General features: G+C 44.1%; 22 protein-coding genes. 5 read left to right on the top strand and 17 right to left on the bottom strand.

Going from position 1 to position 19,370, the window contains the following annotated elements; genetic code table 11:
• Window positions 1-72: 72 nt before the first annotated feature.
• Entirely contained in the window at window positions 73-2,526 is a 2,454-nt protein-coding gene (locus AC5FX4_RS04020; protein WP_493605208.1) for a penicillin-binding protein 1A, read from the top strand.
• 46 nt (window positions 2,527-2,572) lie between these two features.
• Here AC5FX4_RS04020 and metL read toward each other — a convergent pair whose 3' ends face one another.
• Window positions 2,573-4,921: a bifunctional aspartate kinase/homoserine dehydrogenase II gene (gene metL, locus AC5FX4_RS04015; RefSeq protein WP_493605207.1), complete on the bottom strand. Its 2,349-nt coding sequence runs from the start codon at window positions 4,919-4,921 to the stop codon at window positions 2,573-2,575.
• A 4-nt stretch (window positions 4,922-4,925) separates the two neighbouring features.
• On the bottom strand, window positions 4,926-6,149 hold the full coding sequence (metB, locus tag AC5FX4_RS04010) for a cystathionine gamma-synthase (RefSeq protein WP_493605206.1): 1,224 nt from the start codon (window positions 6,147-6,149) through the stop codon (window positions 4,926-4,928).
• A gap of 287 nt (window positions 6,150-6,436) precedes the next feature.
• Here metB and metJ point away from each other — a divergent pair, with 287 nt between their 5' ends.
• On the top strand, window positions 6,437-6,757 hold the full coding sequence (gene metJ / locus AC5FX4_RS04005) for a met regulon transcriptional regulator MetJ (protein ID WP_493605205.1): 321 nt from the start codon (window positions 6,437-6,439) through the stop codon (window positions 6,755-6,757).
• A 135-nt stretch (window positions 6,758-6,892) separates the two neighbouring features.
• On the opposite strand, the gene AC5FX4_RS04000 is transcribed toward metJ, so the two are convergent.
• From AC5FX4_RS04000 to rpsJ, 12 genes are all read right to left on the bottom strand, one after another.
• Entirely contained in the window at window positions 6,893-7,309 is a 417-nt protein-coding gene (locus tag AC5FX4_RS04000) for an RICIN domain-containing protein (RefSeq protein WP_493605204.1), read from the bottom strand.
• 257 nt (window positions 7,310-7,566) lie between these two features.
• Window positions 7,567-7,824 (bottom strand): 30S ribosomal protein S17, encoded by a 258-nt coding sequence (gene rpsQ, locus AC5FX4_RS03995; RefSeq protein ID WP_070986407.1) that lies wholly within the window; start codon window positions 7,822-7,824, stop codon window positions 7,567-7,569.
• Complete coding sequence (rpmC, locus tag AC5FX4_RS03990; RefSeq protein ID WP_476291042.1) at window positions 7,824-8,015, bottom strand: 50S ribosomal protein L29; 192 nt, start codon at window positions 8,013-8,015, stop codon at window positions 7,824-7,826. Before rpmC ends, rpsQ begins: the two co-directional genes overlap by 1 nt.
• Window positions 8,015-8,428: a 50S ribosomal protein L16 gene (rplP, locus tag AC5FX4_RS03985; protein WP_493605203.1), complete on the bottom strand. Its 414-nt coding sequence runs from the start codon at window positions 8,426-8,428 to the stop codon at window positions 8,015-8,017. The genes rpmC and rplP overlap by 1 nt, the downstream gene beginning before the upstream one ends.
• Before the next feature lie 13 nt (window positions 8,429-8,441).
• Entirely contained in the window at window positions 8,442-9,143 is a 702-nt protein-coding gene (gene rpsC / locus AC5FX4_RS03980) for a 30S ribosomal protein S3 (protein ID WP_476290830.1), read from the bottom strand.
• Between the two features lie 12 nt (window positions 9,144-9,155).
• A complete protein-coding gene (gene rplV / locus AC5FX4_RS03975; protein WP_058031283.1) occupies window positions 9,156-9,488 on the bottom strand; it encodes a 50S ribosomal protein L22 in 333 nt (110 codons plus the stop codon).
• Between the two features lie 12 nt (window positions 9,489-9,500).
• Window positions 9,501-9,779 (bottom strand): 30S ribosomal protein S19, encoded by a 279-nt coding sequence (gene rpsS / locus AC5FX4_RS03970; RefSeq protein ID WP_010367084.1) that lies wholly within the window; start codon window positions 9,777-9,779, stop codon window positions 9,501-9,503.
• Window positions 9,780-9,795: 16 nt separating this feature from the next.
• Window positions 9,796-10,620 carry a 50S ribosomal protein L2 gene (rplB, locus tag AC5FX4_RS03965; protein WP_070986411.1) on the bottom strand — a complete coding sequence of 275 codons (825 nt, stop codon included), beginning with the start codon at window positions 10,618-10,620 and terminating at the stop codon, window positions 9,796-9,798.
• A gap of 17 nt (window positions 10,621-10,637) precedes the next feature.
• On the bottom strand, window positions 10,638-10,940 hold the full coding sequence (gene rplW / locus AC5FX4_RS03960; RefSeq protein ID WP_493605202.1) for a 50S ribosomal protein L23: 303 nt from the start codon (window positions 10,938-10,940) through the stop codon (window positions 10,638-10,640).
• The gene (rplD, locus tag AC5FX4_RS03955) at window positions 10,937-11,539 is read right to left on the bottom strand and encodes a 50S ribosomal protein L4 (protein ID WP_070986413.1); all 603 of its coding nucleotides are present in this window, start codon (window positions 11,537-11,539) and stop codon (window positions 10,937-10,939) included. The genes rplW and rplD overlap by 4 nt, the downstream gene beginning before the upstream one ends.
• Window positions 11,540-11,556: 17 nt before the next feature.
• Window positions 11,557-12,192 (bottom strand): 50S ribosomal protein L3, encoded by a 636-nt coding sequence (rplC, locus tag AC5FX4_RS03950; RefSeq protein WP_070986414.1) that lies wholly within the window; start codon window positions 12,190-12,192, stop codon window positions 11,557-11,559.
• Window positions 12,193-12,219: 27 nt separating this feature from the next.
• Window positions 12,220-12,531 carry a 30S ribosomal protein S10 gene (gene rpsJ / locus AC5FX4_RS03945; protein ID WP_005495349.1) on the bottom strand — a complete coding sequence of 104 codons (312 nt, stop codon included), beginning with the start codon at window positions 12,529-12,531 and terminating at the stop codon, window positions 12,220-12,222.
• 368 nt (window positions 12,532-12,899) lie between these two features.
• Here rpsJ and plsB point away from each other — a divergent pair, with 368 nt between their 5' ends.
• On the top strand, window positions 12,900-15,320 hold the full coding sequence (gene plsB / locus AC5FX4_RS03940; protein WP_493607768.1) for a glycerol-3-phosphate 1-O-acyltransferase PlsB: 2,421 nt from the start codon (window positions 12,900-12,902) through the stop codon (window positions 15,318-15,320).
• Window positions 15,321-15,361: 41 nt separating this feature from the next.
• On the opposite strand, the gene tesB is transcribed toward plsB, so the two are convergent.
• Window positions 15,362-16,225, bottom strand: a complete 864-nt coding sequence (gene tesB, locus AC5FX4_RS03935) for an acyl-CoA thioesterase II (protein ID WP_493605201.1) — start codon at window positions 16,223-16,225, stop codon at window positions 15,362-15,364.
• Window positions 16,226-16,366: 141 nt separating this feature from the next.
• Between tesB and AC5FX4_RS03930 the strand changes: the two genes are divergently transcribed.
• Window positions 16,367-16,813, top strand: coding sequence for an EVE domain-containing protein (locus AC5FX4_RS03930; protein ID WP_493605200.1), 447 nt, complete (start codon window positions 16,367-16,369; stop codon window positions 16,811-16,813).
• Here AC5FX4_RS03930 and AC5FX4_RS03925 read toward each other — a convergent pair.
• Window positions 16,810-17,031 carry a hypothetical protein gene (locus AC5FX4_RS03925; RefSeq protein ID WP_493605199.1) on the bottom strand — a complete coding sequence of 74 codons (222 nt, stop codon included), beginning with the start codon at window positions 17,029-17,031 and terminating at the stop codon, window positions 16,810-16,812. The two genes, AC5FX4_RS03930 and AC5FX4_RS03925, sit on opposite strands and share 4 nt — an antisense overlap.
• Window positions 17,028-18,092 (bottom strand): potassium channel family protein, encoded by a 1,065-nt coding sequence (locus AC5FX4_RS03920; protein ID WP_493605198.1) that lies wholly within the window; start codon window positions 18,090-18,092, stop codon window positions 17,028-17,030. The genes AC5FX4_RS03925 and AC5FX4_RS03920 overlap by 4 nt, the downstream gene beginning before the upstream one ends.
• 205 nt (window positions 18,093-18,297) lie before the next feature.
• Between AC5FX4_RS03920 and AC5FX4_RS03915 the strand changes: the two genes are divergently transcribed.
• Entirely contained in the window at window positions 18,298-19,245 is a 948-nt protein-coding gene (locus AC5FX4_RS03915; RefSeq protein WP_493605197.1) for a chemotaxis protein CheV, read from the top strand.
• The last annotated feature ends 125 nt before the right edge of the window (window positions 19,246-19,370 follow it).

Raw genomic sequence — 19,370 nt, 5'->3', positions numbered from 1 at the left:
ATTAATCGTTTTTTATTCAAGATATACTAGCAGTGTCTACCTATAATTGGGAGTCTAACTAGGGAACATTCCGTGACTTTATTGAGAAGAGCAATACAATTTTTTACCGTTATAAGCATTTTAGCGCTACTTACGTTAATCAGTCTTTATTATTATGTCAAATCGGATATACCCAGTGTGGAAGTTTTGCGCGATGTACAGTTGCAAACCCCCATGCAAGTGTTCACCCAAGATGGCAAGCTGATTAACCAGTTTGGTGAAAAGCGCCGTATTCCGGTTAAAATTGACGATATTCCAAAACCTTTGGTACTGGCTTTTCTTGCCACTGAAGACAACCGTTTTTATGAGCACTTTGGTGTTGACCCAATCGGGATAATTCGTTCTGCACTTGTTCTGATCAGTACTGGACAGAAAAAGCAAGGTGCGAGTACTATCACGATGCAGCTTGCTCGTAACTTCTTTTTGACGCGTGAAAAAGCCTATATTCGTAAGGTAAAAGAGATTTTTATCGCTTTGCATATAGAAAATCTGTTGAGTAAAGATGAAATCCTTGAGCTGTACCTCAATAAAATAGAGCTGGGCAATCGTGCTTTTGGTATCGGTGCTGCAGCGCAAGTCTACTATGGCAAATCACTGAATGAATTGACGCTGGCACAAATGGCGATGATCGCAGGCTTACCTAAAGCGCCTTCAGCGTTAAATCCCATTCGCAATCCTAAAAGAGCAAAATTACGCCGTAATGTCGTTTTAGGCCGCATGATGAAAGAACGCTATATCAGCAAAGCACAATATGATGAAGCCCGTTCGCAGCCCATCACAGCCAAGTTACACGGCGCTGAAATTGAACTCTATGCGCCCTATATCTCAGAAATGGTACGTAGCTATATGGTTGAAACCTACGGCGAAGATAAGGCCTATAACAGCGGTTTTAAAGTTTTCACCAGTGTAGAGTCTCACATTCAAGAAGCCGCACAGCAAGCGTTAGTCAATAACTTGCACAGCTATGATATGCGCCACGGTTATCGCGGCCCAGAAAAAATCTTGTGGAATCCGAGCGAACAGTTCCCAATGACTCGCGAACAAATTATGCAAGCGCTGGGCGAAACAAAAGAAATCGCGCCATTGAAAGCGGCTGTAGTCATGACGGTTGATGAGCAAAGTGCTTCGGTACTTTTAAAAAATGGCGAAGAAGTCACTCTGCAATGGTCAGGGTTAAACTGGGCTCGTGCATACATCACCGACACCCGCCAAGCTACTCCGCCAAAAACAGCAACAGAGATCCTAACACCTGGTATGCAGATCTGGGTGAGACAAGTTGAGCAACAATGGCAGCTCAGTCAGTACCCTCGCCCCTCAAGCGCGTTAGTATCACTCGATCCACAAGACGGACGAATCAAAGCCCTAGTTGGTGGTTACAGCTTTGCACAAAGCCAATACAATCGAGCAACACAAGCGAAACGCCAAGTGGGCTCAAATATAAAGCCCTTCATTTACTCTGCCGCATTTGAAAATGGTTACACTCTCGCCACCATTATTAATGATGCGCCAATTAATCAATGGGATAAAAGCGTCGGGGTTGCTTGGCGTCCGAAAAACAGCCCGGAAGTATATAATGGTCCGATCCGTATCCGACGTGCGCTTGCGCAATCTAAAAACGTCGTATCGGTTAGGCTGCTCAAAGGAGTGGGCTTAAATAAAACGGCCGACCATCTGCTGAAGTTTGGCTTCAATGATGAAGACATTAACCGCAGTGAATCTCTGGCTTTGGGCAGTGCTGCGATCACCCCTCTGGAGATGGCTCGTGGTATGAGCGCTTTTGCCAATGGCGGACACTTAATAGAGCCTTATTTTATTAGCGAGTTACAGGATGCTTTTGGCAACACTTTGGGCAAAGCTGAACCTCTCATCGCCTGTGATGAAGAGCAACTAGACAATGCCCCTCAGCATTGTGCACCTCATGTCGTGTCTGAGCAAAACGCATTTTTGGTCGCCAGCGCAATGCACAGTGCTATTTGGGGTGGTGGTAGCTGGCGTCATAAAACGGGCTGGACAGGCACTGGCTGGCGAGCTCAGGCATTAAAGCGTAAAGATTTATATGGCAAAACAGGTACTACCAACGATTCTGTTGATACATGGTTCAGTGGCTTTAACCGCAATGTGCTCACGACCATTTGGGTTGGCTTTGACGATGCAGGTAAACCGCTAGGTCGTGCCGCTTACAATACGAACCTTGGTAAAAATCAAATTGTAGGAGCTGAAGCCGGTGCAACTACAGCTCAGCCCGCTTGGGTTGAATATATGCGCGCCGCATTAGAAGAGCAGCCGCTTGCGCCAGTTGAGCCACCTCCAGGTCTTATTTCAGTACGTATTGATTTAAAAACGGGATTGCTCAGCACTAAAAATGATCATACGAGTCGGTTTGAGTATTTTGAGTCGGGCACCGCGCCAACCAAATACGCGCTCGATGAAGACAACAGCACCCCATTTGATGACCAACAACCTGTCACGCAAGAAGAGCTATTCTAGCACATACAATTAAGGCACCATTTGGTGCCTTAATTGTATGCGTATATTATTTTAGCCTTTGCACTAACCAGTACAGATCAGAGTGTATCCCAGCTGCCGTCACTTCTTTCCCGGCACCAGGACCTTGTAGCACTAATGGATTATGCTCGTACCAGACACTTTTAATCACAAAGATATTGTCGCCTGGCGTTAAATTAGCGATGGCCGATGTTTTATCAACCAAGGCAATGCCAACTTTAGCCGTCACCTGACCATTTTCGCTCAAGCTCAAAACGCCTGTATAACGTAGTACTTTATCCTGCTGCTTGGCACGTTCATATTGCTCGCGGTAAAAAGCATCGAGGACCTCACGACGCGCTAGAAACTCATCCCAGCTTCCCTGCGCTAACTCCACCGGCATAAGTGGTTCTAACTCAATATCTTTCAAATCTAAGTTAAGGCCAATATCGCGAGCTAGTATCAGCAATTTACGCTGCATATCTCGACCAGATAAGTCCTCTCTTGGATCGGGTTCAGTGTAGCCCATGTCTTGCGCCGCCAATACTAGCTCCGAAAATGGCTTACTGCCATCAAAGCTGCTGCACAGCCAAGATAAAGTGCCAGAGAACACCCCTTCAATTTGCGTTATCTTGTCGCCACTATGTTGCAAATCAGCCAACGCAAAGTTAATCGGTAGACCCGCCCCCACGCTGGTATTGTAGCGCCAGTAAAGGTTACGCTCATCAAGTTGCTCACGCAGTCCTTGATACCATTGGCTATCCGCTGTACCAGCATATTTGTTCGCACTGATCAAATGACAATCTTGCTTTACAAATTCAGGATACAGCTCGCTAAAAGGCTCACTGGCAGTGATATCCACGATCACTTTATGTTCGTAGTCCAATTCGCCAATGCGCTCTATCAATTCCTCTTTGCCATATTGGACTGCTTCGTTTTGCCATTGCTGCTGCCAATTGTCTAAGGCAATGCCACTGGCACAAAAAAGCATTTGATTAGAACGCACTAACGCAACAATTTTGACATCCAGCTGATCTTGCAAGCGAGACACTTGTTGACGACATTGCTCAACAAACACTTCACCTACATTGCCCAGTCCGGTAATGATCACGGCAAGTTCACGACCTTTGTTAATCAATTTGTCGTGCAATAAGGCCAAAGTGTCGCTATCAATCGCTTGGTCCGTTAAAAACAGAGCATATTCGGATGCGGTGTGATTAAAACGCACGACGACATCTTGTTCGTTAAGAAGCTGTTGCGCTTGCAGTTGTAAATGCGCAATATCGGCGCTCGGAGCGACAATCGCACAACCTTGCAAGGCACTTTCGGCAATATTAGCTCGACCTGTTAAGACCTGTAATACTGCATGCGTATGTGCTGCTGGTACTAATAGAAACGCATCACCACCCGTTTCAAAGTGATGAATACTATGTTGAATAAGCTGACTTAATTCTCCAACTTCACCTTGCGCAAGTCCATCAACGCGAATTAGATCAAGATCATTAAAAGTAGTAATAAAGCGCTTTGCTTTACTGTATCCCTCTTTGACGATTTCAGTCGGCGCAGCCTCTACGTCAAAACTGCTGCGTACTTGTAACTTAATTGCCGTATTTTTGAGTGGTGATAAGGTCTTAGCATGCAGCACCGGATTGCCCAATCGAGCCAATAAATTGGCTTGTGAGCGACATACTTTATTGTACTTAATTGCACTAGCGACTTTACGGGGATCGGTACTGAACACCCCTTGTGTATCGGTCCAAATCGACACGGCATCCGCATCAATATAGTTAGCCAATAAAGTGGCACTATAATCACTACCATTGCGCCCCAGTGTGACGGTTTTACCATCAACATCGGATGCGATAAATCCAGTGACCACATGAATCACCACATCATTCAAACATTCATTACAGGCTTGCTTATTTTGTTGATGCAAAAGTTGCCCATGATGTAATCGAAACAAATTACGCGCGTCCACATCTTTGGCTGCACTGCCCAGTTGCGATAAATAACTGGCTAAGATCCGCGCCGACCATAGTTCGCCATGTGCCAGTAAACTTGCTTCGTGCAGTGTACTTTGTTTACCCGCTTCGGTGATAACTTGCAGCTCTTCGAGTAAACGCGCGAGTAAGGCACGTTGCGCATCGCCTTTTAATAAAGCTCGGATCAACTCTGTTTGATGATTTTCAATTTGTAGCAATATATCACTAAAGCCTTGGCTATCTTTTTGTTGATAGCATTCCCACAATTTAACCAACGTATTCGTGGTTTTACCCGCGGCGGATACAACGACACAGTCACCCACTTTACATTGACTCAACACGATTTGCGCAACCGCTTGATAGCGTGCCGCAGAGCTTAGGCTAGAGCCGCCAAATTTATGTACTACTTTTGCCATTTGATTACCATAAAGCCGTGTGAGCCGGCGTTAACTTGAATGATTTACCTTCATCCGAGGCATTCACGGTGCCTGGTTGCGTTTTATTAAATGCTTGCTCGAGATCGTCAATTAGATCTTCGACTTGTTCAATCCCAACCGAAATGCGAATTAACGTATCACCCACCCCAGCTTCCAAACGCGCTTGAGGTTCCATACCAGCATGTGTCATCGTCGCCGGGTGACAAATTAAACTTTCCACACCACCGAGAGACTCGGCCAGTGAAAACTGTTTAAGGCTAGTTAAAAATGCCGCGGAGTCTTGCAACCCCCCCTTAATATCAAAACTCACCATACCACCAAAGCCGCTCTGTTGCTGTTTTGCCAGAGCATGTTGAGGGTGCGACTCAAGTCCAGGGTAGTATACTTGACTAACATAGGGCGATTGTTCTAAGTATTGAGCAATCTTTAGTGCATTCTCTTGATGCTGCTTTAATCGTACATTTAGTGTGCGTAACCCTCGCAGAGTTAAATAGCTGTCAAATGGCGCGCCCGTAATACCAATGTTGTTCGCCCACCAAGCGAGCTCTTCACCAAGTTCTGCCGTTTTTGCGATCACAGCACCACCCACCACATCAGAATGTCCATTAATATATTTTGTTGTCGAGTGAACGACGATATCTACACCCAGCTTAATTGGATTCTGCAACGCAGGTGATAAGAAGGTGTTATCTGCCGCCACCAAAGCACCCGCTTCTTTAGCTACTTTACTCACTGCAGCAATATCCGTCAGTCTTAAAATAGGGTTACTCGGTGTTTCAATCCATACTAGTTTAGGTTTGATCGCAAGGATCTGCTCATAGCTGCTAGGCTGAGTCAGATCTAACACTTTTACTTTTAATAAGCCTCTTTTTTCTAACGAAGTAAATAAGCGATAACTACCACCATAGCAGTCATGTGGAATAACGATAGTCTCATCATGATTAAGAAGTTGTGTCACTAAATGCACTGCCGACATACCCGTCGCAGTAATAATGCCTCGCTCACCGCCTTCTAACTGCGCCAATGTTTGCGCTAAGATATCACGATTTGGATTACCACTACGGCCATAGTCGTAATCTCGCTTTGTATCAAAGTCAGCAAACGAATACGTTGTTGATAAATACAAAGGGGGCACGACAGCACCATGATGTTTGTCAGCTTCAATGCCATGACGCACAGCGATGGTCGCTTTATTACTTTGACTCATATCATCACCTAGATAGTTGGATGTTTAGACGTCTAAAAGGTTAGATGATCAAAATGTAGAAGTCAAAACATTTATACTGCTAAATGGCTATTTAACTAGTATTTGACTATCTTTTTTAAACCGATAAAATTTCGCCACTTAACTAAATCGTATTGCTAATAAGACTACATTTTTGAATAATCTACCATGAATATTCTGTGTCAATTTTGAGCATAGACAAACACTTGGTCGATGCCTTACGAATTTAGTCTTATTGGCATTTAAAACTCTGAGGCAACAATAACATTATGGCTAAATGGAACGGTGAGTATATTCACCCTTATGCGGAGCACGGTAAAAAGTCTGAACAAGTAAAAAAGATTACTGTCTCTATCCCGTTAAATGTACTGAAAGTGTTAACTGATGAGCGCACCCGTCGCCAAGTAAACAACCTTCGTCATGCAACGAACAGTGAGTTATTGTGTGAAGCCTTTTTACATGCCTTTACAGGCCAACCACTACCCAGTGACGAAGACTTAAGAAAGGATAACCCAGAGAAGGTGCCTGAAGAGGTACGTAAAATTATGGAACAAATGGGGTTAGAAGTACCTGATATCAATGAAGAATAATAAAAAGCTCTGGTAATCATAACCAGAGCTTTTTTAATTTCATCCAAACTCTAGTGGAATCGGGTAACTTTAAAGCACCAAGCTTGGAACTAGCCCTTACCTTATGTAGAGGTAACGCTAAACCGTTCTTTATTCTCAGTGTCTGCTCACATCAAACGAATATCTCATTTCATGACCTGGGGGAATGGGTGCCCACATCCAAAAATTCCCCCCATTAGCAACATCACCAGAAACAAGATATCGACCAGAATAACGATGGCGGAAATAATATCCCCCCTGGCTATTTCTAAGGGGCTCAAACTGGTATCGAATCGCATGACCTGAAGGAATTGGTCCCCACAACCAGAATCGATCACCATTATTAACATCGCCTGATACTAAATATTTTCCTGAATAGCGGTGCTGCAAATAAACGTATCCATCGCCAGTATCAGTAATTGAAAAAGTGTAACGGTCTTCATGTCCATAGGGGGTAGGGCCCCACATCCAAACACCTCCACCATCATGCCTATCGCCAGACACTAAATACTTACCTGAGTACGCATGACGCAAATAATAATCCTTATAAACCAATGAAAAGGTACAATTTGTAAACTTATTGTTACCAATAAGGTGTGGTTAGACTAGATCACTATTTTCGCAATTACCTAAAACTAATAATGTGTGAATTTTTAGCACCGATGATAAGCGAGCACATGAATGTGCAATAACATTTTGAAATATATTGAGATATAAAGACTGAATAGCAAAAAGCCCCGACCAAGGCCGGGGCTTTTTAAAACAAAGTTTAATTTAGTTTAAAACTAAAATTAAGCTTGCTTAGGACGTGAAACTACTTCCACTAAAGTCCATGATTTCTTTTTAGAAATCGGCGCACATTCACGGATAGTAACTGTATCGCCTGCTTTAGCAGTGTTGCTTTCGTCGTGTGCGTGCAACTTAGTTGTACGCTTGATGAATTTACCGTAGATCGGGTGCTTCACCTGACGCTCGATTGCAACAACGATAGATTTGTCCATCTTGTCGCTTAGTACACGACCTTGAAGAGTACGGATCTTATCGCTCATTATGCACCTGCCTTCTGGTTGATAACCGTTTTAACACGCGCAATATTGCGACGTACTTTTTTCAGCTCGTGAGTTTGAGCTAGCTGACCAGTGCTTGACTGCATGCGCAGGTTGAACTGCTCACGTAGTAGCTCTAGAAGTTCAGCATTTAGCTCTTCTACGCTTTTGTCTTTAAGTTCGCTAGCTTTCATCACATTACCGTCCGAGTTACAAATGTTGTTTTGAAAGGTAATTTACGAGCAGCTAGGTCGAATGCTTCACGAGCAAGCTCTTCAGAAACACCTTCCATCTCGTAAAGTACTTTGCCTGGCTGGATTTCAGCAACCCAGTACTCAACAGAACCTTTACCTTTACCCATACGAACTTCAAGCGGCTTTTCAGTGATTGGCTTGTCTGGGAACACACGGATCCAGATTTTACCTTGACGCTTGATGTGACGTGTCATAGCACGACGAGCTGCTTCGATTTGACGAGCAGTCATACGACCACGAGCAGTTGCTTTCAAGCCGAAAGAACCGAAGCTTACTTTGTTACCGCTAGTAGCAACACCGCGGTTGCGGCCTTTGTGTACTTTACGGAATTTTGTACGTTTTGGCTGTAACATTAATCGCTACCTCTTACTTAGCACTTTTTTTGGCTTTCTTCGGAGCACGTTTAGCTGGCTTCTCTTGCTCTTGAACTAGTGGTAAACCACCAATTACTTCGCCTTTGAAGATCCAAACTTTAACACCGATGATACCGTAAGTGGTTAACGCTTCAGAAGTTGCATAGTCGATATCAGCACGTAGAGTGTGTAGAGGTACACGACCTTCACGGTACCACTCAGAACGTGCGATTTCAGCACCGCCTAGACGGCCGCTTACTTCAACTTTGATACCTTTAGCACCAATGCGCATTGCATTTTGTACCGAACGCTTCATAGCGCGACGGAACATAACACGACGCTCAAGCTGAGATGCGATGCCATCTGCAACTAATTGTGCATCTAGCTCTGGTTTACGTACTTCAGAAATGTTGATCTGAGCAGGTACACCCGCAATCTTAGTTACAGCTTGACGAAGCTTTTCTACGTCTTCGCCTTTTTTACCGATAACAACACCAGGACGAGCTGTGTGAATTGTTACACGGATTGATTTAGCTGGACGCTCGATAACGATTTTAGACACAGAAGCTGCTTTCAATTCCTTAGTAAGGTATTGACGCACTTTGTGATCGCCAAAAAGCTGTTCAGAGAAATCTTTTGTATTCGCGTACCAGGTAGAAACCCAAGGTTTAGAGATACCTAGGCGAATACCAGTAGGATGAACTTTTTGTCCCATTACTTATATCTCCTAGCTATCCGAAACCACAACAGTGATGTGGCTTGTACGCTTAAGGATGCGGTCAGCGCGTCCTTTAGCACGTGGCATGATACGTTTCATTGTAGGACCATCGTCCACAAAGATCGTAGCTACACGTAGCTCATCAATGTCAGCACCTTCGTTGTGCTCTGCGTTCGCAATAGCAGACTCAAGTACTTTTTTAACTAATACAGCCGCTTTTTTAGGGCTGTACGCCAGGATTTCTAGAGCGCGATCTACCGGTAGTCCGCGGATCTGATCAGCTACTAGACGTGCTTTTTGCGCCGAACCAGAGGCGAATTTGTGTTTAGCTAATGCTTCCATCATACCCTCCGATTAACGTTTCTTAGCTTTCTTATCCGCAGCGTGACCGCGGTAAGTACGTGTAGGTGCAAATTCACCTAGTTTGTGACCGATCATTTCGTCTGTAACGAATACAGGTACGTGCTGACGACCATTATGGACAGCGATGGTCAATCCGATCATGTTAGGGATGATCATTGAACGACGGCTCCAAGTCTTGATAGGCTTCTTGTCACCGCTTTCCAACGCCTTCTCTACCTTCTTCAGCAAGTGTAGGTCAATGAATGGACCCTTCTTGAGAGAACGTGGCATGGCAATTCCTCAACTATTACTTAGTACGACGACGTACGATTAATTTATCAGTACGCTTGTTCTTACGTGTTTTAGCACCTTTGGTAGGCTTGCCCCATGGAGACACAGGGTGACGACCACCAGAAGTACGACCTTCACCACCACCGTGTGGGTGATCAACCGGGTTCATGGCAACACCACGAACTGTCGGACGAATACCACGCCAGCGGTTAGCACCAGCTTTACCTAGTGAACGAAGCATATGCTCAGCATTGCCAACTTCACCTAAGGTAGCGCGACAGTCAGATTCAACTTTACGAACTTCGCCTGAACGAAGACGTAGAGTAACATATTGACCTTCACGTGCTAGGATTTGAACGTATGCACCAGCAGAACGTGCGATTTGAGCACCTTTACCTGGCTTTAATTCTACGTTGTGTACAGTCGAACCTACAGGCATGTTACGCATTGGCAATGTGTTACCAGCTTTGATTGGTGCATCAACACCAGACTGGATTTGATCGCCAGCTTTAAGGCCTTTAGGTGCAATAATGTAACGACGCTCACCGTCTGCATATAATACAAGAGCGATGTTTGCGCTACGGTTTGGATCGTACTCTAAACGCTCAACAGTAGCAGGAATGCCATCTTTAGTACGTTTAAAGTCAATTACACGGTAGTGTTGCTTATGACCACCACCGATGTGACGAACCGTGATACGACCGTTGTTGTTACGACCACCTGATTTAGAGTTTTTCTCTAGTAGCGGAGCGTAAGGCTTACCCTTGTGTAGATCAGGGTTAACCACTTTAACGACGTGACGACGACCCGCAGAAGTTGGTTTACACTTTTGAAGTGCCATAATTCTAACTCCCCTTATTACTCGGCGCCGCCGACAAAGTCTAGCTCGCTACCTTCTTTAAGAGTAACGTAGGCTTTTTTCCAGTCGCTACGACGACCGAAACGCATGCCAGTACGCTTTGTTTTACCCTTAACATTCAAAGTACGAACACCAGTTACTTCTACTTCAAAAAGCTTCTCAACAGCTGCTTTAACTTCAGCTTTAGTTGAATCTTTTGCTACTTTGAAAACAATCGTGTTGTTCTCTTCAGCAGAAATAGTGCTTTTTTCAGAGATGTGTGGAGCAAGAATTACTTTTAAAAGACGTTCTTCACGGATCATGCTAGCGCCTCCTCAAGTTGCTTAACAGCACCTGCAGTAATAAGTACCTTATCGAAAGCGATTAGGCTTACTGGGTCAATGCCAGCTACATCACGAGTGTCAACCTTATAAAGGTTACGTGCAGAAAGGAATAGATTCTCATCTACTTCTTCAGTCACGATAAGCACGTCTTTAAGCTCAAGCTCTTTAAGCTTAGCTACTAGCTCTTTAGTTTTAGGTGCTTCTAAACCGAAGTTTTCAACAACTACTAAACGCTCTTGACGAACAAGCTCAGACAAGATGCTCTTAATCGCACCGCGATACATCTTACGGTTAACTTTTTGGCTGTGATCTTGCGGCTTAGCTGCAAAGCTCACACCACCGCTGCGCCAGATTGGGCTGCGGATTGTACCAGCACGTGCACGGCCAGTACCTTTTTGGCTGAATGGTTTCTTACCACCACCACGCACTTCAGAACGTGTCTTTTGAGCACGAGTACCTTGACGAGCACCTGCTGCGTATGCAACAACTACTTGGTGTACTAATGCTTCGTTAAACTCACGTCCAAAAGTAGCTTCGGAAACTTCAAGCGCACCAGCGCCTTTAATTGCTAATTCCATCACTAAATCTCCAGGACTTATGCTTTAACAGCTGGTTTAACGATAACGTCACCGCCGATAGCGCCAGGTACTGCACCTTTAACTAAAAGCAGGTTACGCTCAGCGTCAACACGTACTAGTTCAAGGTTCTGAGTAGTTGTTTGCACATTACCCATTTGACCAGCCATTTTCTTACCTTTAAACACCTTACCAGGTGATTGGTTTTGACCGATTGAACCAGGAGCACGGTGAGACAAAGAGTTACCGTGTGTAGCGTCTTGCATGCTGAAGTTCCAGCGCTTAACACCACCTTGGAAACCTTTACCTTTTGAAGTACCAGTTACGTCTACTTTGCTTACGTCGTTGAATAGTTCAACAGTAAGTTCAGCACCTACTTCAAAATCGCCTTCACCACCATTTAGGCGGAATTCCCACAGGCCACGACCCGCTTCAACACCAGCTTTAGCGAAGTGACCCGCTGCTGCTTTGTTTACACGGCTTGCTTTTTTCTCGCCTGCAGTAACTTGAAGCGCTTCATAACCGTCTGTTGCGTCAGATTTGATCTGAGTAACACGGTTAGGCGTCGCTTCGATAACTGTCACAGGGATAGATACACCATCTTCAGTGAAGATACGTGTCATACCCACTTTACGACCGACTAGACCTAATGCCATTTTCCTAAAACCTCTCTAATCTTCCGATTAACCCAGGCTGATTTGAACATCAACACCAGCAGCAAGGTCTAGGCGCATTAGAGCGTCTACAGTCTTGTCTGTTGGTTCTACGATGTCGATCAGACGTTTGTGGGTGCGGATTTCATACTGATCACGCGCATCTTTGTTTACGTGCGGAGAGATCAATACAGTAAAACGTTCAAAGCGCGTTGGAAGTGGGATTGGACCACGTACCTGAGCACCAGTGCGTTTCGCAGTTTCCACGATTTCCGCCGTTGATTGGTCAATCAAACGGTGGTCAAAAGCTTTTAGGCGAATACGAATGCGTTGATTTGACATTCTTAAACCTCAATTAAAAGAGCATTTAAAAAGAGCATAAAAAAACCACCAGTACGAATCTAAAATAAACTCGCTGGTTGCTTCCTTATTTCTACCATTGAACTCCAAATCGGAGTTCCTGTTTCATTGGCTTGAAATCCAAGCCCTATATATACTGCTTTCAAACTGACTAGCAGCAAGAAAGTCCGCACATTATAATGATATTGGTGATAAATGCAACAACAAATGCTAAGTTATTTTAAGCGAGCTTTTTCACCGCTCAATTGCTTGCTACTTCATACTCGCTTACGAGCCAACGCTTATCAATGGTCAGTCCAGTTAAAGCTTGGTATCCTATTATAAATTTTTTAAGTGGTGGTGCCGACGGCATGTTATCTAAGACCTTGAATCTCTTTTCACAGTGGGCAAACTTTTTACTAGTTAAAACCAAGCTATTACCTGAAAATCCCATAGAACAGTTTGGCCTTAACCCTAACTTGCCTACCTTTTACGTGACACCACTACAGTCACGCTCCGATTTGGCAGCACTCGATGCGATTTGCAAAAAGCTAGGCTTGCCACGTCCTACTCAGTCACAATTGATTGCGGGTAAACAGATTGACCGATTTATCGCTTTGCAAAAACCAACACCGTTATTTGGCAAAGTTGCCAAACCGAGTAACGCACTCGAGATAGGTAAAGATATTTTCAGTTCACTGCGAGCTGAACCACACACTGAAGCGCAAATTGTCCCCGTCACCATTCTTTGGGGACGAGCGCCTGGCAAAGAGAAACCGGGCATTGGCACATTATTTTCGCATTCACTCACACCTAGCTGGCTGAGAAAGTCGTTTGTTTTACTTTTCTCAGGCCGAGACAACCTTGTTCGCTTCAGCCAGCCCATTGACCTAAAGCAACTTATGAGTGACAAGTCGGATGTCGATGAACTGCCGCAAAAACTTGTTCGTGTTGCTCGCGTACACTTCCGCCGCCAAAAGTTGGCCGCAACAGGACCCAAATTACCCTCTCGTGAGCAATTGTTTAATTCGCTTTTAGCTGCGCCCGCAATAAAGAAGGCCATTGCAGACGAAGCAAAGAGCAAAGGCTTAAGTTATGAAGAAGCCCGCGTGAATGCGCAAGAATTGTTGGATGAAATTGCGGCAAACTACTCCGATGCCATGGTGCGAGTCGCCGATCGTGTACTCACTTGGCTATGGAACAAACTGTATAACGGTATCGAAGTCAATTACGCAGACCGAGTTCATCAACTGGCTGACAAAGGCCATGAAATTATTTATGTGCCATGTCATCGCAGCCACATGGATTATCTATTACTCACCTATGTGATCTATCACCAAGGCTTGGTACCACCGCATATTGCTGCGGGCGTAAACCTTAACTTTTTCCCCGCTGGCGGTATTTTCCGCCGTTCAGGGGCCTTCTTTATTCGTCGCTCTTTTGCAGGCAACAAACTCTATTCTGCGGTGTTCAAAGAATACTTAAGCCAACTGTTTATCAAAGGTTACTCGGTGAAATTCTACACGGAGGGTGGCCGTAGTCGCACGGGTCGTTTACTGCCGCCAAAAACCGGTATGCTGGCGATGACCATACAATCGATGCTACGCGGCATTGATCGCCCGATCTCTATCGTGCCTGTTTACATTGGCTATGAGCATGTTATGGAGATCAATACTTATCTTAAAGAGTTGGCGGGTAATAATAAGAAGAATGAGTCTATTTTTGCGGTGTTTAAAGCCATCAAAAATCTCAAAAACTACGGTCGAGGATACTTGAACTTCGGCGAACCAATTAACGTCAATCAGTATCTTAATGAACACCAAAGCAATTGGCGTGACGCCATTCACCCTACAGACATTCAAAAACCACAATGGTTGAATACTCAGGTGGCTGAATTAGCGGATGACATAATGGTTAACATTAATAGTGCCGCCGCACTCAATGCCATTAACTTGCTAGCCACCATCTTACTCAGCAACAGCCAATTTGCGCTCAGTCGTCGTAAATTATTAGCACAACTAGATTTTTATCTGGCATTACAGCGTAGCGCAAAATATAACGCACAAGTCACTGTGCCGGATGACAATGCAGCACAATTACTAGACCACGCTTTAAAGTTGAACAAGTTAGACGTGCTTGAGGATGAGCTGGGCGAAATCATCGCAATCAAAGAAAAAGAGCGTACACTATTTAACTACTACCGTAACAACATCGTGCACCTGTTTGCCGTACCAAGCATCATTGCGCAACAACTCTTCAATCGCTTTAGTGTTACTTTAGACGAATGCCAGCAAATGTTTGATACCCTCTATCCTTTGTTTGCCAAAGAATGGTTTTTAACACCTCTGCGTGAGGATTATATAAAAGAGGTCTTGGCCTGTTTTGCAGAACAAGGGCTCATAGAGTTTGATGGGCAAAATGCAAAAACAATCAAAGACAATAACGCCTTAGCGCAACTTGAGATGCTAGGTAAAGTGTCGCATCTTACGCTGGAGCGTTATGCTATCACTGTCAGCTTAATCCAAAACAATGGTGGTATCTCACGCCAAAATTTAGAAACCGAGAGTGATGTAATTGCAAAACGTCTCGGCACCTTACATGGCATAAAAAGCCCCGAGTTTTTTGATAAAAAAGTGCTTGTCGCTTTTATTACAAGTTTAAAAGAACAAGGCTTCATTAAAGTATCAGAACAACAGTGCATTCGCTCAGAAGCTCAATTAGAAACGCTACAGCACTATTTAAATGAGCTGCTCCCTGCCAGCATTTGGCAGTCCATTCACGATACAATTTAATTTTGATAAAAACAAAACGGCCGCCAATTGACGGCCGTTATTTATTCGCCTCGCTGACGCATAACACCTTCTTGAATGGTTGAAGCAACTAGCTCACCTTGGCGATTGAAAAATTGCCCTCGAACTAAGCCTCGCCCATTTGATGCACTTGGGCTATCCACACTGTATAAAATCCATTCATCCATTCTAAATGGACGGTGGAACCACATTGCATGATCAATAGTGGCTACTTGCATGCTTGGGTGCAAAAATGACAGACCATGTGGCTGTAATGCGGTTGGTAAAAACTCAAAGTCTGACGCATAAGCCAATAAGTAGTTGTGAATACGTCTGTCATCCGGCAAAGGCCCATTGGCCTTAAACCAAACGTGACGTTGGGGCTCGGTCACTTCTGGCTGAAACGGGTTCTGAAATTCTACGGGACGTGTTTCCAATGGCATATCGCAGGTAAACTTATTACGCAGCTTTTCTGGGATCAAGGCTTTGTTTTCACGGTAAAATTCAATGGAAGATTTTAGCTCTTCAGGGCCCGGTACATTCGGCATAGGGCTTTGATGTGAGACACCAGGTTCATCACCTTGGAATGAAGCAGTCATATAAAAAATGGGCTTACCGTACTGTATAGCGCGTACTCGACGGGTACTAAAACTGCGCCCATCACGGATCACTTCAACATCGTACACTATGGGTTTTTTGGCATCCCCAGGACGTAAAAAGTAAGAGTGCAAGGAATTGACGTAACGCCCTTCAGGTAAAGTGTATTTAGCTGCAGATAACGCCTGCCCCATAACCTGTCCACCAAAAACTTGCGGGAAACCTAGGTCCTGACTTTGTCCTCGATATATCCCCTGTTCTATTTCTTCCAACTTCAATAATGATAATAGATCGGTTAGTACTTGACTCATCGAGACCTCTTCATTCATCAGTTAATATCAATAATCATAGTATAATAGGGCTATCAATGATTCACCATCACTAACGCATTGAGTATCAAGTTAATATCGTCGACAATAAGCTTATACTCCAATACAAACATGAGGCAAAACATGGCTTACTGGCTGTTTAAAACAGAACCCGATACTTTTTCAATAGATGATTTGAAAGCACTCGGTGAGCAAGGCACCTTTTGGGAAGGGGTTAGAAATTACCAAGCGCGTAACTTCTTATGTGAAGCGCAAGTGGGCGATCAGGTGTTTATTTACCACTCTAGCTGCAAAGTGCCAGCGATCGTTGGTATTGGCGAAGTAATCGCTGCAGCCCAGCCCGACCCGAATCAATTTGACGCAAAAAGCGATTATTTTGACGCCAAAGCCAGTTTAGATAAACCTAGATGGTTTGGTGTAACAGTGAAATATGTAAAGCATTTACGGCCTGTCAGCCTAGCCACAATAAAAGCAGATCCAGCCATTACTGAACTGGCATTGAAAAAAGCGAACCGCTTGTCGGTGATGCCTGTCATAAAGCAAGAATGGACGCACTTGGCTAATCATTAGTCATAATCTCGATACTTACTTTTCTTTCCAGGCTCAGAATACATGCCTTCTTTTGGCACTATGGAGTAATACAAAAGTAGAGCAATCCAAGAAAAAATCAGGGTGCCAATTAACCAGCCATTTTTTTCGTGGCCCCAAGTGCGCTTGCTACTCAAAATAATCCCAATGGGTAGCAAATACGCACCTAAAGCCAAAATTAAAACTATCAGTTCTGTCATGATAAAACTTGCCAAGCCACTTCGTCAGGAAGCACACGAACAGGCGCAATGTAATGCAAAATATCCCCTGCATTCACTGGATAATCCAAAGGAGGATTCAAATCCATATTCTGTGCACTTAAATCATGGGCCACACCCAGCAAAATTGCATCATGCTTTTCTTTAAAATAATGAAATAATGCGCCAAATTGGCAAGTTTTCGTGCCAGAGGGTAGCTGTAAGCTAAATTGTGTATCACCATGTAAGGTTGAAAGCAGCTCTTCTTGCACGCGACTCGAACCCGGATCTTGCATGGCACGCACCAATATTTCTGCCGATTTACTAGATGAGCATTCTACATTTTGGCAATGCGCGCGCAACAAGCTCACTTTGCTTTCATCGACAAAATGCGCACTAATATGGGCGTTTCGTTTAACCAAAGGGCTCAATTTCAGCGCAGTGGTAAAGGTTTGATTGTCATCTTGACCATCAATGATTATTTTGTCCGCATGATTTGTAGCAATGCGTGCAAGCTCATCATCGTCGGTGAAGCTGCTCAACCTTGCAAAGTCCACTTCTGAGTAGCTCAGTAATGGATGTTCAATGGCATCAACCACCGCTAAAACAATACGCCTATCCTGGCGTTTAGCATCAGCCAAAATGTAGTCGATCATTTTTTTAGTGCGTGTCGCATGCCAGCCAAAAATAATAATATGGTTTCGTAAATGGTAGAAATCTTTGTCGCCCGTCATTGCTCTTTTTATCCAAAATGTCATTTGTTGCCCTGCCTTACCTAGCAAAACGCCAAATAAAGCCAATCCAAAGGGGATTTGCAGTAGCGCAACCACCCAACGGCCAAGTTGTGAAGTTGCACTAAAATCACCATATCCAACTGTCGATGTGGTCACTATGTAGTAATAAATATAAGTGCTTGGCTCAATCAAAGCTTGCTCTTGCGCCATGTAGAGCCCAATCCACACCATTATCATGTGGAGTGACGTTACGCTCACCAGCAATTGCCAACTGGCTTTATCAACATGTGCTCTGAGCAGCACAAAAAAACGTTTAAAAATTATCGGCATAACCCTATGCTCAAAGTTGTATATTCGCTTCACCTTGCGTGATCTAAGCACACTTGTATCTGATAAGGAATACTGCGTTTACCCTACCGCGCCACAGCAAACAGCAAGCAAACCTTCTAAGCTGTTATCTGCTTAGCGCAAAGCTCGTATTTTATTTCAACTTCAGTATACTGGAATACGGACATGAGGAGATAGAGGTAGCAGTATGGCAGGCGTATTGGCTTCGGTAGATCAAAGAACACAACTAGTTGGTGAAAACCGATTAGAGCTTTTACTGTTTCACCTTCATAGCCGCCATTTTTTTGCGCTCAATGTATTTAAAGTCAAAGAAGTGGTTAAGCTACCACATCTTAACAACATGCCAAATGCCCATCCAAAAGTCTGTGGCGTAACTACTATTCGTGGTGAATCTATCCCTGTGATTGATTTACGCCGCGCAATTTGTATGCCTGAGTGCGAGCGTGACGCCGATTGCAATCTCGTGATCACGGAGTATAACCGTTCTGTACAAGCATTTTTGGTGGGTAAAGTTGACCAAATCGTCAATACAACATGGCAAGATATTATGCCAACCCCAAGCTCAGTGGGTAAAAATCACTATTTAACCGCACTCACCAAAATCCAGCGAGATGGCGTAGAGCACATCGTTGAGATCATTGATGTGGAAAAAGTGTTGGCAGAAATTGTCTCTTATGACATTGAGATATCAGAAGATGTGCTGGATAAAAGTATCATGGATGAGTTTAACGGCCGGAAAATTCTTCATGCCGATGATTCTCCCACCGCTCGCCGCCAAGTTGCAGATACGCTCGCCCAGTTAGGCATTGAAATTATTCCTGCAACCGATGGCCAAGAAGCACTGAATGTGCTCAAGCATTGGGCTGATGAGGGCATCGATGTGAACAAAGAGCTACTGGCCGTGATCACCGATGCAGAAATGCCCTCAATGGATGGTTACCGACTCACTTATGAAATTCGCAATGATAGTCGCTTAAAAGATTTGTATGTGATCTTAAACACTTCTTTAAGTGGCAGCTTCAACCATGCAATGGTAGAAAAAGTAGGTTGTAACGCGTTTTTGTCCAAGTTCCAACCAGATCTATTGGTAGAAGAAGTACAAAATCGTCTTAAACAAGTGTTAGAAAAAGAATGACTGTGTATTTATACAGTTTTTAGTTTTTCTTTTCTTCATTTAAATCAAGATGATAACTTTCTCATCAGGGCTTTTTAGCAAGCATAACTGGGCAACGCCCCCCTAACGCGGGTATACTTTGCGTT

The sequence above is a fragment of the Pseudoalteromonas sp. ATL1 genome (assembly GCF_058933015.1).
The sequence above is the reverse complement of the archived record's forward strand: the minus strand, read 5'-3'. Positions and strand labels throughout refer to the sequence as shown.